This is a genomic window from Faecalimicrobium sp. JNUCC 81 (genome assembly GCF_053667625.1).
The window spans coordinates 965,557-980,942 of record NZ_CM132203.1; the positions used below are offsets into that span (position 1 = coordinate 965,557).

At 29.5% G+C, this 15,386-nt stretch carries 17 protein-coding genes; all 17 read left to right on the top strand.

All coding sequences use genetic code 11. The features are described 5' to 3' along the window. The first annotated feature begins 40 nt into the window (after positions 1-40). The 17 genes from JNUCC81_RS04810 (at position 41) to JNUCC81_RS04890 (ending at position 15,380) form a co-directional block, all read left to right on the top strand. Positions 41-481 carry a hypothetical protein gene (locus JNUCC81_RS04810; protein ID WP_454095534.1) on the top strand — a complete coding sequence of 147 codons (441 nt, stop codon included), beginning with the start codon at positions 41-43 and terminating at the stop codon, positions 479-481. Between the two features lie 209 nt (positions 482-690). Then, complete coding sequence (locus JNUCC81_RS04815; RefSeq protein ID WP_454095535.1) at positions 691-1,239, top strand: site-specific integrase; 549 nt, start codon at positions 691-693, stop codon at positions 1,237-1,239. Positions 1,240-1,469: 230 nt separating this feature from the next. Further along, positions 1,470-1,904 carry a DUF4236 domain-containing protein gene (locus JNUCC81_RS04820; protein ID WP_454095536.1) on the top strand — a complete coding sequence of 145 codons (435 nt, stop codon included), beginning with the start codon at positions 1,470-1,472 and terminating at the stop codon, positions 1,902-1,904. Positions 1,905-1,940: 36 nt separating this feature from the next. Then, entirely contained in the window at positions 1,941-2,345 is a 405-nt protein-coding gene (locus tag JNUCC81_RS04825; protein ID WP_454095537.1) for an HNH endonuclease, read from the top strand. A gap of 165 nt (positions 2,346-2,510) precedes the next feature. Further along, positions 2,511-2,975 carry a phage terminase small subunit P27 family gene (locus tag JNUCC81_RS04830; RefSeq protein WP_454095538.1) on the top strand — a complete coding sequence of 155 codons (465 nt, stop codon included), beginning with the start codon at positions 2,511-2,513 and terminating at the stop codon, positions 2,973-2,975. Continuing rightward, entirely contained in the window at positions 2,975-4,696 is a 1,722-nt protein-coding gene (locus JNUCC81_RS04835; RefSeq protein ID WP_454095539.1) for a terminase large subunit, read from the top strand. Before JNUCC81_RS04830 ends, JNUCC81_RS04835 begins: the two co-directional genes overlap by 1 nt. A 20-nt stretch (positions 4,697-4,716) precedes the next feature. Next, positions 4,717-5,961 carry a phage portal protein gene (locus JNUCC81_RS04840; protein WP_454095540.1) on the top strand — a complete coding sequence of 415 codons (1,245 nt, stop codon included), beginning with the start codon at positions 4,717-4,719 and terminating at the stop codon, positions 5,959-5,961. Further along, on the top strand, positions 5,954-6,730 hold the full coding sequence (locus JNUCC81_RS04845; protein ID WP_454095541.1) for a hypothetical protein: 777 nt from the start codon (positions 5,954-5,956) through the stop codon (positions 6,728-6,730). Before JNUCC81_RS04840 ends, JNUCC81_RS04845 begins: the two co-directional genes overlap by 8 nt. A gap of 3 nt (positions 6,731-6,733) precedes the next feature. Next, the gene (locus JNUCC81_RS04850) at positions 6,734-7,897 is read left to right on the top strand and encodes a phage major capsid protein (protein WP_454095542.1); all 1,164 of its coding nucleotides are present in this window, start codon (positions 6,734-6,736) and stop codon (positions 7,895-7,897) included. Positions 7,898-7,908: 11 nt separating this feature from the next. After that, positions 7,909-8,211 (top strand): head-tail connector protein, encoded by a 303-nt coding sequence (locus tag JNUCC81_RS04855; protein WP_454095543.1) that lies wholly within the window; start codon positions 7,909-7,911, stop codon positions 8,209-8,211. Next, positions 8,201-8,509, top strand: coding sequence for a phage head closure protein (locus JNUCC81_RS04860; protein WP_454095544.1), 309 nt, complete (start codon positions 8,201-8,203; stop codon positions 8,507-8,509). The genes JNUCC81_RS04855 and JNUCC81_RS04860 overlap by 11 nt, the downstream gene beginning before the upstream one ends. Further along, complete coding sequence (locus JNUCC81_RS04865) at positions 8,502-8,888, top strand: hypothetical protein (protein WP_454095545.1); 387 nt, start codon at positions 8,502-8,504, stop codon at positions 8,886-8,888. The genes JNUCC81_RS04860 and JNUCC81_RS04865 overlap by 8 nt, the downstream gene beginning before the upstream one ends. Then, the gene (locus JNUCC81_RS04870) at positions 8,878-9,204 is read left to right on the top strand and encodes a hypothetical protein (RefSeq protein WP_454095546.1); all 327 of its coding nucleotides are present in this window, start codon (positions 8,878-8,880) and stop codon (positions 9,202-9,204) included. The genes JNUCC81_RS04865 and JNUCC81_RS04870 overlap by 11 nt, the downstream gene beginning before the upstream one ends. 6 nt (positions 9,205-9,210) lie before the next feature. Beyond that, the gene (locus tag JNUCC81_RS04875) at positions 9,211-9,759 is read left to right on the top strand and encodes a hypothetical protein (protein ID WP_208331791.1); all 549 of its coding nucleotides are present in this window, start codon (positions 9,211-9,213) and stop codon (positions 9,757-9,759) included. 67 nt (positions 9,760-9,826) lie between these two features. After that, positions 9,827-10,156: a hypothetical protein gene (locus tag JNUCC81_RS04880; RefSeq protein WP_454095547.1), complete on the top strand. Its 330-nt coding sequence runs from the start codon at positions 9,827-9,829 to the stop codon at positions 10,154-10,156. A 275-nt stretch (positions 10,157-10,431) separates the two neighbouring features. Beyond that, complete coding sequence (locus JNUCC81_RS04885; RefSeq protein WP_454095548.1) at positions 10,432-14,499, top strand: phage tail tape measure protein; 4,068 nt, start codon at positions 10,432-10,434, stop codon at positions 14,497-14,499. Between the two features lie 20 nt (positions 14,500-14,519). Next, positions 14,520-15,380 (top strand): phage tail family protein, encoded by an 861-nt coding sequence (locus tag JNUCC81_RS04890; RefSeq protein ID WP_454095549.1) that lies wholly within the window; start codon positions 14,520-14,522, stop codon positions 15,378-15,380. Positions 15,381-15,386: the final 6 nt, after the last annotated feature.

Consider the following 15,386-nt stretch of genomic DNA (forward strand, 5'->3'; position numbering starts at 1 on the left):
ATATAAGTTATTTTTATACATAAGGAAGGGGGAGTATAAGATGATAAAGATAATAGAAAAAGAGTTAGAAAAATTAAGAAAAAATCTAAAAAAAATAAAAGCTTGGGAGATTGAAATAGAAGTATTAAAAGAGAAGATGAGCGCTTATAAAGATGGAGGATTCAGTTTAGCTATTGGATCGCCATCAGTTGTAACAATAGATGATATATTAGCAAGGGACGAAACAAGATTAAATACTTTAGAAAGTAATATAGACTATGCGAAACATAAACTAAAAGAATATAGGGGTTACTTAGTATTATTAGATGATTATGAATTTGAAGTATTAAATAGGAGATACTTAGATATTACAAACAATAGGACATCATATGAAAAAATAGGCAAGGATATGTGTTGTTCTCATACAACTGCAAAAAGGTGGCATGATTCGGCATTAGAAAAAATAGTAGAATATAAGTTTCAAAGCGTTGAAATAGCGTAGATGTTATAAAAGTGTTATGAATATGTTACACATACGTTATAAATAAGGTGCTAATATTATATCATGAAAGACTTGGAGGAATCATTATCAACAAATGTTCCTTAAAAAACTTAATAAAACAAGGGTAACTCAACCAATTACAACTACACACTATGTGGAGAAGGAGCATTTCAACGGATGCTCCTTTTTCTATGTAAAGGAGAAAAGAAATGAACTTTGTTGAGCCAATAAGAGACTTAGATACACTAGAAAATATGTGTTCATATCTTAAAAAAACAAATGAACGTAACTATATTTTATTTTTAGTAGGAATTTATACAGGACTTAGAATATCAGATATACTCAAGCTAAGAATTTATGATGTAAAGGATAAAAGACAGTTAGTATTAAGAGAACAAAAAACATCAAAGCAGAAGTTCATTGAGATTAACCCAATCCTAAGACGAGCCATTAGAGAGTATGTAGAAGAAAAAGATACAGATGAATTTTTAATTAAATCGAGAAATAATTATAATAGGCCAATAACGAGAAAAAGGGCATATGAGATACTAAAGGAGCTAGGAGATATGTTTAATGTTCCATATCTTGGATGTCACAGTATGAGGAAGACTTTTGGATATCACTATTATAAACAGACTAAAGATATAGCATTACTACAAAAGATATTTAATCATTCAAGTCCAGCTATAACACTTCATTATATCGGTATAGATCAAGATAGAATGGATAGAGCATACAAGACATTTAGATACTTTTAATTATTTATTTATCATAAACGTAACATAAAAAGAGTATGTTACAATCGTTAAGAAATCATAGTAAATAGATAATATTAAAACTATTGATATTACTTAGGTATACACATCAATATAGAGTTGCAAAACAAACGTAACACACTATTAGATATGTTACTTTATGACTATAAAAATAACAATACTTATGGTAATATTTGGATATAATATTTTATATTTATCTAGGAGGTAAATAAGTGGGATTTAGATTTAGAAAAAGTATAAATCTTGGAGGCGGAGTAAAACTTAATGTAAGCAAGAAAAGTGTAGGATTAAGTGCAGGAGTAAAAGGTGCAAGAGTATCAGTTAATTCAAATGGAAGAAAGACAACAACAGTTGGATTAGGAAATACAGGACTATCTTATACGAAGAGTAGTAATATAATTAATAACAATAAAGTAAAAGGTTACGAAGAAATAAGAGAAACAAATACTAGAACTTATTCAGAGAAAGATATAAAACGATTGAAGCTAAACTATAAAGTATATAAGACATCAGGTATTATATTTATAATTGTTGGATTACTGTTAGCGATACCAGCAAGTATATTTGGTATACTAGTAGCTTTAGTTGGAGTTGGGCTAATAGCATTAAGTAAAGGCTTTAAAGATATATTAAATAACTTATCCTAATTTGGATAGGTTATTTTTATTTGAAAGGATATTAATATGATTACTAAACTATGTTCAAGGTGCAAGGAGCCAGTGCTATACCCAAAAACATATTGTGATAAATGTAAAGATATAGTAGAGAATGAAAGAGAAGAAGCTAAAGTAAAGAATAGTAAGAGAGCTAATAGAAAATATAATAACAAAAGAGATCCTAAGTATATTAAGTTCTATAATAGCCCTGATTGGAAATTTAAATTAGCACCTAAGTATATGGCTGATAAAGGATATAGATGTGAGGAGTGTGGAGCTATTGCGAGTGAAGTACATCATATAAAACCAATACAAACTGTTGAAGGTTGGGAACAAAGATTAGATTATTATAACCTAAAAGCGCTATGTTTAGACTGCCATAATAAAGAACATGACCGATTTAAACGGAGTGTAAGAAGAAAGAAGTGTTAATAATATAGAGTATCGATAAATAAATTAAAATTAATCTGAGAAGCTTCTACAGGGTAGGGGTGGGTAAAATTCTGTAAATCATTTTGGGGATAACGATACAAGGGGAGTTCTCTGTAGAAAAAACTCCCCACGGAGATTTTTTATAAAAGATTAGGAGGTGGTAATATGGCAGGACAAAAACAACCAATTGAATTAGTTATAGCAAAAGGTAAGAAACACCTTACAAAAGCGGAGATTGAGGAACGTAAATCTATGGAAGTTAAGGCTCTAGCAGATAATATAAAACCACCTTCTAATTTAGATAAAAAGCAAAAAAGTGAGTTCAAAAAGATATCAAAACAATTAATAGAATTAGATATAATGTCTAATTTAGATTGTGATGCATTAGGATTTTATCTAATAGCTAAGAGCAGGTTCGATAAAGTAAAAGAAAAATTAGATAAACTAGATCCTTTAGATAACTGTGAAGATTATGATAAATTATCTAGGTTTGAAGATAGACATAGAAAGCAGTGTAGGGAACATGCAATAGATTTAGGCCTAACAATATCTAGCAGATGCAAACTAGTTATACCAAAGCCAAGAGAAGAACCTAAGAAAAATAAATTCTCTAAGTTTGGAGGAGGATAATGTTTGATAGGGTAACTGAATATGCTGAAAGAGTTGTAAATGGAGAAGTTACAGCTGGAGAATTACATATACTTGCTTGTGAAAGACATTTAAATGATTTGGAGAGACAAAACACAATTGAATTTCCATATTATTGGGATGTTGAAAAAGCAAATAGAATAATTGATTATGCTGAGACTTTAACTATAGCAGAAGGTTCAGAACCTAAAGCAGTAAAGTTATTAGATTGCCAAGCCTTCGATATAGCAGTTCCGTTTGGATGGTTTAAATCAAATGGGAAAAGAAGATTTAGACGTAAATATAAATCTATGGCAAGACAAAATGGTAAGACATTTGAAAATGGTATAACAGGAACTTATGTAGCTGGATTTAGTGGATATAAATTTGGTAAGTTGTTTACAGTAGCAACAAAGAAAAGACAAGCTAGATTAGCATGGGAAGAAATGTCTAAATTTATAAATATTGATGAAGATTTAAATGAATTATTTATAGTCCAAGATTATAAATCTTTGATAACAGCAATAGAATCTAATTGTACAATAGAAGCATTATCTAGAGAATCTGGATTAGATGATGGATTTAGATCTATTTATAGTTCGATAGATGAGTTACATCAGCATAGAGATAATAAAATTTATAAAGCTATTTACAATGGTACAAGAGCTTTAAGTGAAACTTTAGTAAGTATGATAACTACTAGAGGTGATAAATTAAATAGTTTCTGTAAAGAAATGGATGATTATTGTATAAAAATCCTCAACGGTACAACTACTGCTGAGGATTTTTTTGTTGATATTTATTGCTTAGATAAAGATGATGATATTTGGGCTGAATCTAATTGGATTAAAGCTAATCCATTTTTAGCATCGAGTGAAGAAGGTTTAGAAACGCTTAGAACTGATGCTAAAACAGCTAGAGATATGGGAGGAAGTGATTTAAGAGACTTTCTTACAAAATGTCTTAATATGTGGGTTCAAAATTCAGATGATCAATTTATAAATGTAGAGAAGTGGAAAAAGTGTGGTTCAAAGAGAACATTAGAAGACTTTAGGTATCGAGAATGTTGGGTTGGTTTAGACCTTTCAAGTGGAGGAGATTTAACAACTTTAGCACTTGAATTTGAAGAAGATAATGAAGAGTATTATTTATATTCGCATTCATTTATGCCAAGAGGAAGATTAGAAGAGCATATAGAAACAGATTTAGCTCCATATGATTTATGGGAGACAATGGAATTATTAACTGTTACTGGTGGTAGTGGAGATTATAAAAATGATTATAAATTTATAATTAAGCACCTAAAGGAACTTCAGGAAGAATATAACCTAAAGTTTTTAGGGATAGGAATAGATCCGCATAATGCAGATGGAGTATTATCGGATTTAGAGGAATTTGGTTGCCCAATATTGATGGTAACTCAATCCGCTAAATTTTTAAATGATGCAACAGTGGACATGCAATTAGCAGTTAAATCAGAAAAAATTGATTATAACAAGGAAAATGAATTATTAACATGGAGTTTTACTAATGCAAAGATAGTTAAAAATTCATTTGGAGAAATGAAAGTAGATAAAGAGCCAAGAGCTAGATTTAAAAGAATAGATCCTGTTGATGCAGCAATAGATGCACATGCAGTTAGAATGAAATTTAGTACTAAAGAAGTTGTAGATGTTAAGTCAGAATTAGATAATTACTTAGAAAAAATGGGTTGGAAAAAATAATTTAAGGGGAGGTGAAAAAAATGAAAATAAGAAAAAGATTTAAAAATGCGTATAAAGCATTTAAATCAGATACACGAGATATTGCATTAGATCAACTCTTAGATTTTCTGGGGTTACAAGGTACAAATAAAGAGGACTTAAGTGAAGCGACATATTTTGCTTGTCTTAAAGTGCTTAGTGAATCAATAGGTAAACTTCCACTGAAATTATTAAAATACACTGATAAAAATGGAGTTACGGCAGCTAGAGACCATCCAATATATACTATCTTAAAGGATAGACCTAATCCATATATGACATCAAGCACATTTTGGAGTACAGTTGAATATAACCGGAATCATTTTGGGAATGCATATGTACTCATAGATGGAGCCGGAGAAGATTTAAAATTATGGATATTGGATTATACTAAAATCCAAATATGGTATGATGATGCAAAATTATTAGGAAATAATACAGATATTTACTACTTATATTCAAGTGGGAGAAAGCTATATAAGTTTGGCTCAGAAGAAATACTTCATTTTAAAGCTAGTAATACATTTGATGGCATAGAAGGCATATCTGTTAGGCAACAGCTTAAAACAAGTATACAAGGAAACTTGAAGTCACAAGAATTACTTAATAAAATGTATGAAAATGGATTTACAGCAAAGGCGGTAGTGCAATATACAGGTTCATTAAGTGATGAAAATGTAAAAACATTTATATCTGGGATAGAAGGCTATGCAACAGGAAAGCTAGAAAATGATGGTATAAAAAATATAATACCAATGCCACTAGGTGCAACGCTTACACCTTTAAATATCAAGTTGGCAGACAATCAATTTATAGAAGTCAAACAGTATAGTGCTCTTCAAATAGCTAGTGCATTTGGTATTAAACCTTATCAAATAGGAGATTATACCAAATCAAGTTATGCAAGTGCAGAAGCTCAACAGTTAAGTTTTTATGTTGACACATTGCTATATATTCTTAAACAATATGAAGAAGAAATTAGCTATAAATTATTGAGTAGATATGAATTAGGGAAAGGATTCCATTTTAAATTTAATATATCAGTTATATTAAGAGCAGATTTAAAAACTCAAATAGAAACATTGAGCACTGCGGTAGGGAATTTTATATATACACCAAATGAAGCTAGAGCATTTTTAGACCTTGAAGCTAAAGATGGAGGAGATAAGTTATTAGGAAATGGAGCAACTATTCCTGTTAATTTAGCAGGGATACAGTATCAAAAAGGAGGTGAGGAAGATGAATAAAGATAAAATAGAAAAAGATTTTATTTTAAAAGCAGCAAATGTAGAAACTCATGATGCTACAGAAGAAGATCTAAAGAAGATAAATAAATTCACATTATCCCCCGTTACAGCAGAAGAAGTATACGTATTTAAAACAGTAGTAGGAGATAATGAGCTAGACGATAGAAACTTTGAACCATTCAACTTAAATGCATTGAAGGATCTAAAAGAATTATATATAGGGAAAACAGTGATTAAAGACCATAGAAGGAATGCGGATAATCAAGTAGCAAGAATATTTGATACAGAATTACTTCAAGATGCATCTAAAATTACAGGTGCAGGAGAAACATCAACAAAATTAGTAACAAAACAATATATGATAAAAACATCAAGTAATGCTGACCTAATAGCAGAGATTAAAGGTGGAATCAAGAAAGAAGTATCTACTGGATGCAAAGCAAAGCATGTATATTGTAGTATTTGTGGAACTGATAATTCTAAAACCTACTGTCCTCATTATTGGGGAAGAGAATATGACACAATAGAAGGTAAAAAAACATGTTATTTTACACTAGATGGTGCAAAAGAAGCATATGAATTATCTTTAGTTGCAGTTCCAGCGCAACCAAGAGCAGGAACAACTAAGAATTATGGTGCCAAAATTAAAGATTTTATTGAAGAAAATGAAAAAGAAAAAAATAATGAAATGAACAAAGAATCTGAACTTAAGTTAAGACTTAAAGCGTTAGATTCTTTTTTATTTACAAAAAATAATATGGAGGATTAAGATATGAATAAGAAAATGAGAGAAATATTTGCTAGAATGGAGCAAAAAAGACTAATGGCTAAAGGATTTATGGAAGATGGAGAAAATAAAGACTTAGCAAAAGCAGAAGCCTTATTAAACGAAGTTGATGAATTACAAAAAGAATTTGATTTAGAAAAAAGGTTATATGAAGCTGAGAAAGAAAAAAATACTCCCGATGATGATGAAATTGAGAAAAAAAATAAAGAAAATAAAGAAAAAGATTCTACAAAAGAGTTTGCAGAAGCAGCTAGAAGAGGATTTAAGTCAGAAAAAGGATTCAATGAAACTAACCCTGAAGATGGAGGGTATGCAGTTCCGGAGGATATATTAACGAGAATAGAAAAATATAGAGAATCTAAACGTTCTTTAAAGGACTTAGTAACTGTAGCAACTACAAAAACTAATAAAGGAAGTAGAACTTTCAAGAAAAGATCTCAGCAAACTGGATTTGTAAAGGTTGGAGAGAATGGGAAAATAAGTGCTAAGGCCACTCCGAAATTCGAAAGAGTATCTTATGAAATAGAAAAATATGCAGGATACTTCCCTGTTACAAATGAAGTTTTATATGATTCTGATAATAATTTGGTTGAAGTATTAATTGAATGGATAGGTGATGAATCAAGGGTAACATCTAATAAGTTAATAATAGAAGAGATAAACCTAAAAGCTAAAACTAAATTTGAAGATTTAGACGATATAAAGAAAGCTATAACTGTAACAATAGGATCAGCATTTAAGGATACAAGCTTAATAGTAACTAATGATGATGGAGCACTATATTTAGATACATTAAAGGATGCAGATGGAAAATATATACTACAGCCGAATCCAACAGATCCTACAAAAATGAGATTATGTGCTGGTGCTACTATATTAGACATAGAAGTGTATCCAAATGAAGATTTACCTTCATCAATAAATGAAGGAGTAAAACAAATACCGATGATTATAGGAGATTTAAAAGAAGGTATAATATTCTGGGATAGACAACAAATGAATATAAAACAATCTGATGTTGCCTCAATAGGAGAACTTAATGCATTTGAAGAAGATTTAACTTTATTTAGAGCAATAGAAAGAGAAGATGTAACTAAAAAAGATGATAAAGCATTTATAAATGGATACATAGAAATAAAAAAAGCTTAAGAGGTGTATAAATGCAAAGTCTGAGTACAGGAGAAGTTAAAGGTTACTTAGGAATAGACTATACAGATGGACCAACTGAAAAAAGGTTGGTTCATCTTATAAAAGTATCTGATAAAATTTTGGAAGGCTCTATAGGTAAGGATTATCCTAAAGACGATGATAGAGCAAAAGAAATAGCTTTAATTATAATTGAAGATTTGTTTGATAACCATAGTATGAACGATAAAGTAACTGGGAATACAAGGAAATTAGTAGAAAGTATGTCTTTACAATTAATACTAGAACTAAGGAGAGAGAAAAAAGATGGTATATAATAAACCTATTTTAATACAAAAGTTAGATGAAGATACAGAAGAATGGAGTGATTATTTAAATCTACATGCTAGTATTAATAAATCAAAGGGGTCAGAATATCTATCAAGTGGAGTTTTACAATCATCACAGGAATTAGTATTTCAAGTTAGATATTGCCCTCCTCTGAAAGAAATATCATTGAATACTCAATCATATAGAATTAATTTTGATAATTGTATATATAACATAGTAGATTATGACGATTACATGCTTAAGCGAAAAAGTATAAAACTTTTAGGAGTTGGTAGAAATGACTAACCTTAATAATTTAGCTGAGGCAATATCCAAAGAGTTAAAAAGCTATAGTAAAGAAGTCACTCTAGGTGTTAAAAAAGTTACAGATGAAGTTACATCTAACTTAGTTAAAAATACAAAGAGAGATGCTAAGGTAGGTAGAAGAAAAGGAAAGTATAAAAAAGCTATATCTAGTAAGGTGCTATATGAAAATGAACATAAAAAAATTAAAGTATGGTATGTAAGAAGTCCTGAACATAGATTAGCTCATTTACTTAATAATGGTCATGCAAAAAAGGGTGGAGGATTTATAGAAGGAGATAACCACATAACTAATAATGAGGAGATTGCTATTAAGGAACTAGAGCGTGGAATTGAGGCGGTGGTTAAAAATGGATATTAAGGAATTAATAGATACAACAGGAATAAAATCAAAAGAAATTAGATTTTTAAAACCTCCTGGATATCCATACATAATTTTTAATGATGAGCAATCTGTAAGAGGCTCAGATAATAAAAAAAGTATTGTGATAGATCATGTTACATCTATTGAATTATATACAAAAGAAATAAATCAAGATGATTCTTCAGTAAAAATTGAAAACTTAATACTTGATGAACTAGAAACCAATTATAAAAGAACCAGAGAGTGGATAGAAGAAGAATCGCACTATTTAACTATATATGATTTAGAATTTACTGAAAAGAAAAGGAGATAGATATATATGTCAAAGCCAGATAGAATAACATTGGGAAGTGGAAAAGTATACTATAAAGAATTTGATGGAAAAACTATTCCAGAAAATAATGCAATAGAAGTAGATAATAATATATTAGGGAATATATCAGGAGGAGCGACTTTAGAATATAAGCCTAGTTATTACCGAGCTAAAGATGATTTGGGACTTATAGCAAAAGATATTTTAACAGAAGAAGAAGTAAACTTTAAAACTGGAATAATGACTTTTAATGGAAAAACGTTAGAAGTATTATGTGAAACTGGTAGAGTAACGGAAACATCAGGGATGAGAACTGTGAAGATAGGTGGGATAAGTACTCAAAGTGGTAAATCTTATATTATTCATTTTGTACATGAAGATAAAATAGAAGGGGATATAAGAGTTACTATAGTTGGTAAAAACCAAGCAGGATTTGCATTAACATTTGCAAAAGATAAAGAAACTGTTATAGATGCCGAATTTAAAGCCTTCCCACAAGATCAAGAAGGAACATTAATAAAATACCAAGAAGAAATACCTGTAGTAGAAGAATAGACAAATAAAAAATAAATAAAAAAGAGATATTAGGATTCTAATATCTCTTTTTGTATGGAGGATAATTATGAAAAGTATAAATTTTAATAAGATAGAAAAGAGATATTTAACAGTTACTTTAAATGATGAAGAAAATACAACGTTATTAATCATGAGTCCAACTAAAAAAGTTTTAGAATCATTAATGGAAATAGAATCAATAAGCAAATATAACGAAGCTAATGATGATCAAATAGATTTATTGTATGGCGTTTGCGCAACTGTTATGAGTAGAAATAAGGGTGGAATTAAAATATCTAAAGAAAAATTAGAAGGAATATTTGATACCGAGGATATAATAATATTCTTCGATGGATATATGCAATTTATGAATGAACAAATGGCTTCAAAAAACTAAAAATCCCCTATTATCCTGTTGAAGATGATGGGGGTATCAATTATGATATTAAAACCTTTTGGGAGAAGCTCGTATCTGAATATACTGGATTAAACATATTAGAAGTTAATGATTTAGATTATATAGATTATTTAGTTTATAGAAGAGATGCTTTTATATACAACCAAAGTAAAACTGAATCAGGTAGAGAATATTTAGCAAATGCATATAGGTTAGAACAAACTAAACCTGATAGAGGTAAGTTAAGAGATTTTTCAAAGAAGGGAGGTTAGAATATGGCTAAAGGTATTAAAGGCATTACAGTTGAAATAGGCGGAGATACAGGCCCACTTGATAAAGCCTTAGGAGATGTTAATAAAAATAGTAGATCTTTACAAGTTGAACTTAGACAAGTTGAAAAGTTACTTAAACTTGATCCTACAAATACAGAGTTATTAGCTCAAAAACAAGAATTATTAAGTCAATCAGTAGGCACTACCGAAGAAAAGTTAAATGCTTTAAAAGCAGCTCAAATTCAAGTTAAAGAACAATTTGAAAACGGAGATATTGGAGAAGAACAATATAGATCATTTCAAAGAGAAATTATAAAGACTGAGAATGAATTAAGTAATATAAAAAGTTCTTTGCAAACAGCTACAAGAAACTTAGAAGAGTTTGGAGATAATAATGGAGTTGCAAAAGATGAAGCTGAGAAACTTTCTAGGGCAGTAGAAGAACAAAATAATGCTTTAAATGCTGAAAAAGAAGCTTTAAAACAAGCTGAAAGAGAACAAAGAGAACACGCAGATGCTGTAAGGCAATCAACTGAAGAGCTAGAGAAGCAAAAAGAAGAGTTGTTAAGTACAGCTAAAAATATTGGTACTAGTATGGTTGCTGTTGGTTCAGGAGCTATAGCTGTAGCAACATATGCAACTAAAATAAATACTGATTTTGATAAAGCATTTAATACTTTGATTACAAAAACTGGTGCTAGTAAAGATGAGTTTGATAGTTTAAATGAAGCAATGGAAAATGTATATAAAAATAACTTTGGGGAATCTATAGAAGATGTTGCACAAAGTATGGCTACTGTTAAAGTTAATACTAATCTAGCGGGAAATGAATTAGAATTAGCGACAGAAAGAGCATTATTATTAAGAGATACATTTGAATTTGATGTAAATGAATCAACTAGAACAGCTAAAATGATGATGGAACAATTTGGATTATCTTCTGAAGAAGCATATAATCTTATAGCTCAAGGTGCTCAAATGGGATTAGATAAAAATGGAGATTTATTGGACACCATAAATGAGTATTCTGTACATTTTGAACAAGCTGGATATAGTGCAGAAGAAATGCTTAACTCATTGAAAAATGGTACTGAAGCTGGAACATTTTCAGTAGATAAGTTAGGTGATGCTGTTAAAGAGTTTGGAATCAGAATGAAAGACGGAAGTGATGGAACTTCTAATGCATTAAAGGGTTTAGGACTAAATGTAAATGATGTTGTAGAAAGATTTTCACAAGGTGGAGATGTAGCTTCTGATGCTATGGGAGAAGTAGTAGATGCTTTATTTACTATTGAAGACCCTCTTAAACAAAATGAAATTGGTGTAGCTTTGTTTGGTACAATGTTTGAAGACTTAGGTACTAAAGGTGTAGAAGCTTTAATGTATATAGGTGGAGAAGCTGACAGAACATCGAATGCTTTAGATGATATAAATAATAAAAAATATGATGATTTAGGGTCAGCTCTTGCTGGATTAGGAAGAGTACTTACGGTTGATGTAATTGAACCTTTAGGTAATGAGTTAAAGCCAGCAATAGAAGAAGTAATAGGTTATGTGCAATCTAATGCTCCAACTATAAAAGATATATTATCTAGTATAGTTAAATCAGTTGGAGATTTTGTAGGATTTGTAGTTAATAATGGACCATTAATAACAGGTGCTATTACAGCCATAACAACTTCTTTCATTATTTTAAAAGGAGTTTTAATAGCTGAAAAAATATTTCTTTTTGTAAAAGGTTTAATGGCACTCGAAGGAGGATTAACCATTGCTACAGTAGCAGCAAAACTATTTAATAGTACATGGTTAGCTAACCCATTTGTATTAGTAGGTGCATTGATAGCTGGAGTAGTAGTAGGAATAATGACTCTTTGGAATACAAGTGAAGAGTTTAGAAATGTAATAATAGGAATTTGGGAATCTATAAAACAATCAGCCGAAGTTTGTTGGGGTGCTGTTTGTACATTCTTTACGGAAACTATACCTCAAGCGTGGCAAAGTGTATGCGATTTCTTTTCTGGCATACCAGAGTGGTTCAATAATTTATGGACAAGTGTAACTGATACATTCACTCAATGGGGAGACAATATAACCAATTTTTTTACAAGTACAATTCCACAATGGATAGAAGATATAGGAAATTGGTTTAATGAGTTACCGAATAAAATAGGATATGCAATTGGTGAAGCATTAGCAAATATTGTTAATTGGGGCGTAGATACTTGGAATTATTTTAGTACAAATATTCCTATATGGATAGAAGGTGTTTCTACTTGGTTCTCAGAACTTCCAGGTAAAATATGGAATTGGTTGTCTAATGCTATACAAAAAGTAGTAGATTGGGGAACGCAGACTTATAATAAGGCTAAAGAGTATATATCTAATACTATAAATTCAGTTATAAAATACTTTTCAGAGTTACCAGATAAAATATGGACATGGTTAAGTAATTCTATCAATAAGATAATTCAATGGGGAAGTGATATGGCTTCTAAAGCTAAACAAGCCGTTGATGAAACTGTAAAAAAAATAATTAATGGATTTAAAAACTTACCAGACAAGATTAAAAAAATTGGTAGTGATATAGTTGAAGGTATATGGAACGGTATAACAGGCGCTGGCGATTGGTTATGGGGAAAAATATCAGGATTTTGTAGTAATATAGTCAAGGGATTTAAAGATAATCTTAAAATAAACTCCCCTTCAAAAATCATGAGGGACATTGTAGGTGCTGGTATAGTTGAAGGTATTGCTGTAGGTATGATAAAGAATGAAGATCAAGTTAAAAGTGCTACAGCTAGATTATCAAAGCTAATAACATCAGAAATAGAAAAAATACAATCAAACTCAGATAAAGACCTAAACTTATTAAATATTAAAATAAATGATTTAAAAGATGAAGAAAAAGATAGATTAGCTAAATTAAAATATGAAAAAGAAGACAAACTTGAAAAAATAAAAGATGCTAATAAGAAAAAAGCTATACAAAGAGAGTATGATGCAATAGAAAACTCAATAAAGAAAGAATATGATAAAAAAGAAAATGCATTAAAAGAAAAAATAGAGTTAATGAAAAAAGAAACAAAAGCTAAAATAGATGAACTTAAAGCAACTGAAAAAGCTGTAGAGGAACAATTAAAGAAAGAATTGGAAGATAGAAAAGATTTTGTAAAACAAGTAAATGATTTAACTAAAGAAATTGTTAATGCACTTAAGACTAAATATCAGGAAGAATATAAGGCTCAAGAAGAATCTATAAAGAAGCAAATTACTAATTTAGATAAATGGAAAGAAGAAAGTATAAAAAGAATTAACACTGTATATGATGCAAAAATTAAATCAATAGATGATGAATTAAAAGCTTTAGAAAATGCACAAAAACAAAAAGATAAAGAAGAACTAGAAAAAGAAGAACTAAAAAATATAGAAAAAATTAAAAATGCTATAGAATTTGAACATGACGATAGCAATAAAGCACAACTTGAAAAAGAGTTAGAAAAGTTACTTAATGAAAGAAAGAAAAGGCTTGAAATACAAGAGTTAGAAGATAAAAAAGAAGAACTTAAGAGTCAAAAAGAACAGCTAGAAGAAAAAAAGAAAAATGAAATAGATAATATAAATGAAATATATGCTAGTGAAAAAGAAATGTATGAAACTAGATTAGAAGAATCTAAAAAGTTTTATGAACAAAGAGTAGAAGATGCTAAGTTACAAGCGGAAGCCGAAAAACTTATAATAGATAAAAATCAAAAAGAAATAGTTGAGTTACTTAATAGTTATGCGAAATCCTATGAAGTTGCGGGAATGACGCTAGGAGATAAATTAGTTGAAGGTTTTAAACCAGCAATAGATAGTATTAAAAATATGATATCTGGTATAACTTCTGATTTGAATTTGGCTAGAGATAATGCATTAGCAAGTAGAAGTTTATCTAATAATTTAGCTACTAATAGAACTACAAATACAAATCATAATACTAATAATTATGAAGTAAATGTCTCTAATTCTTCTGGTGGAGTAGAACGTGCAATAGAAAAAGGATTTAGAGAATTAGCTTTTATTATATCCTAATTAAGCTTGGAGGTTGAGTTTTGAGAAAATTAATATATAGAAATGAAAAAGGTCAAGAAGTTACTTTTAGTAGTTCTAGACCTTTTTATCTTTTAAGTATAGAAAATACATCTTCATCTTCTATAAGTACAACTCTATCTGCAAGAGATCATGGATATGATGTTGATGGTAAATCTTTTAAAGAAAGATCTATTCCTATCACTGGAGCTATAGATGCTTTCGATGCAGACGAATTAGATAGAAAAAGAAATCAATTAACTCGCATATTAAATCCTTTATTGGATGGTGAATTAATTTATACAAATAACAATTTAACAAGAAAAATTAATGTAAGTATTGATAGTATTACATTTAATAAACCTATGATGTGTTATCAAGAATTTTTAATTCAATTTATAGCCTATATTCCATTTTGGGAAGATATAAATACATATAAAGCTGATATAGCTTTATGGGAAGCTAATTTTGGATTTGAATTAGAAGTTGATGAATATGGAATAGATTTAGGTTCAAGAGTAAGCAATTTAATTTGTAATATAAAGAATCAAGGGGACATTGAATGTGGTATAAAGATAAAATTTAAAGCATTAGCTACAGTGGTTAACCCAAAACTTATTAATATAAATACTAGAGAGTTTATTCGTATTAATAGGAGTTTAGAAAAAGGGGATACTCTAGAAGTTACAACGCACTATGCTAATAAAAAAATTGAATTATTAAAAAGTAATGGTGCTAAAGAAAATGTATATCATTGGTTAGATTTAAACAGTGAATTTTTAAAACTAGATTTAGGAGATAATTTATTTAGATACGATGCAGATAAAGGCATTGATAATCTAGAAGTATCAATATATTATTCTCCTTTATATATAGGTATATAGGAGGAG

Excerpts from the sequence above, each read along its gene's own strand:
- JNUCC81_RS04810 (WP_454095534.1), top strand. The coding sequence starts at position 41 with ATGATAAAGATAATAGAAAAAGAGTTAGAAAAATTAAGAAAAAATCTA.
- JNUCC81_RS04815 (WP_454095535.1), top strand. The coding sequence starts at position 691 with ATGAACTTTGTTGAGCCAATAAGAGACTTAGATACACTAGAAAATATG.
- JNUCC81_RS04825 (WP_454095537.1), top strand. The coding sequence starts at position 1,941 with ATGATTACTAAACTATGTTCAAGGTGCAAGGAGCCAGTGCTATACCCA.
- JNUCC81_RS04830 (WP_454095538.1), top strand. The coding sequence starts at position 2,511 with ATGGCAGGACAAAAACAACCAATTGAATTAGTTATAGCAAAAGGTAAG.
- JNUCC81_RS04835 (WP_454095539.1), top strand. The coding sequence starts at position 2,975 with ATGTTTGATAGGGTAACTGAATATGCTGAAAGAGTTGTAAATGGAGAA.
- JNUCC81_RS04840 (WP_454095540.1), top strand. The coding sequence starts at position 4,717 with ATGAAAATAAGAAAAAGATTTAAAAATGCGTATAAAGCATTTAAATCA.
- JNUCC81_RS04845 (WP_454095541.1), top strand. The coding sequence starts at position 5,954 with ATGAATAAAGATAAAATAGAAAAAGATTTTATTTTAAAAGCAGCAAAT.
- JNUCC81_RS04850 (WP_454095542.1), top strand. The coding sequence starts at position 6,734 with ATGAATAAGAAAATGAGAGAAATATTTGCTAGAATGGAGCAAAAAAGA.
- JNUCC81_RS04855 (WP_454095543.1), top strand. The coding sequence starts at position 7,909 with ATGCAAAGTCTGAGTACAGGAGAAGTTAAAGGTTACTTAGGAATAGAC.
- JNUCC81_RS04860 (WP_454095544.1), top strand. The coding sequence starts at position 8,201 with ATGGTATATAATAAACCTATTTTAATACAAAAGTTAGATGAAGATACA.
- JNUCC81_RS04865 (WP_454095545.1), top strand. The coding sequence starts at position 8,502 with ATGACTAACCTTAATAATTTAGCTGAGGCAATATCCAAAGAGTTAAAA.
- JNUCC81_RS04870 (WP_454095546.1), top strand. The coding sequence starts at position 8,878 with ATGGATATTAAGGAATTAATAGATACAACAGGAATAAAATCAAAAGAA.
- JNUCC81_RS04875 (WP_208331791.1), top strand. The coding sequence starts at position 9,211 with ATGTCAAAGCCAGATAGAATAACATTGGGAAGTGGAAAAGTATACTAT.
- JNUCC81_RS04880 (WP_454095547.1), top strand. The coding sequence starts at position 9,827 with ATGAAAAGTATAAATTTTAATAAGATAGAAAAGAGATATTTAACAGTT.
- JNUCC81_RS04885 (WP_454095548.1), top strand. The coding sequence starts at position 10,432 with ATGGCTAAAGGTATTAAAGGCATTACAGTTGAAATAGGCGGAGATACA.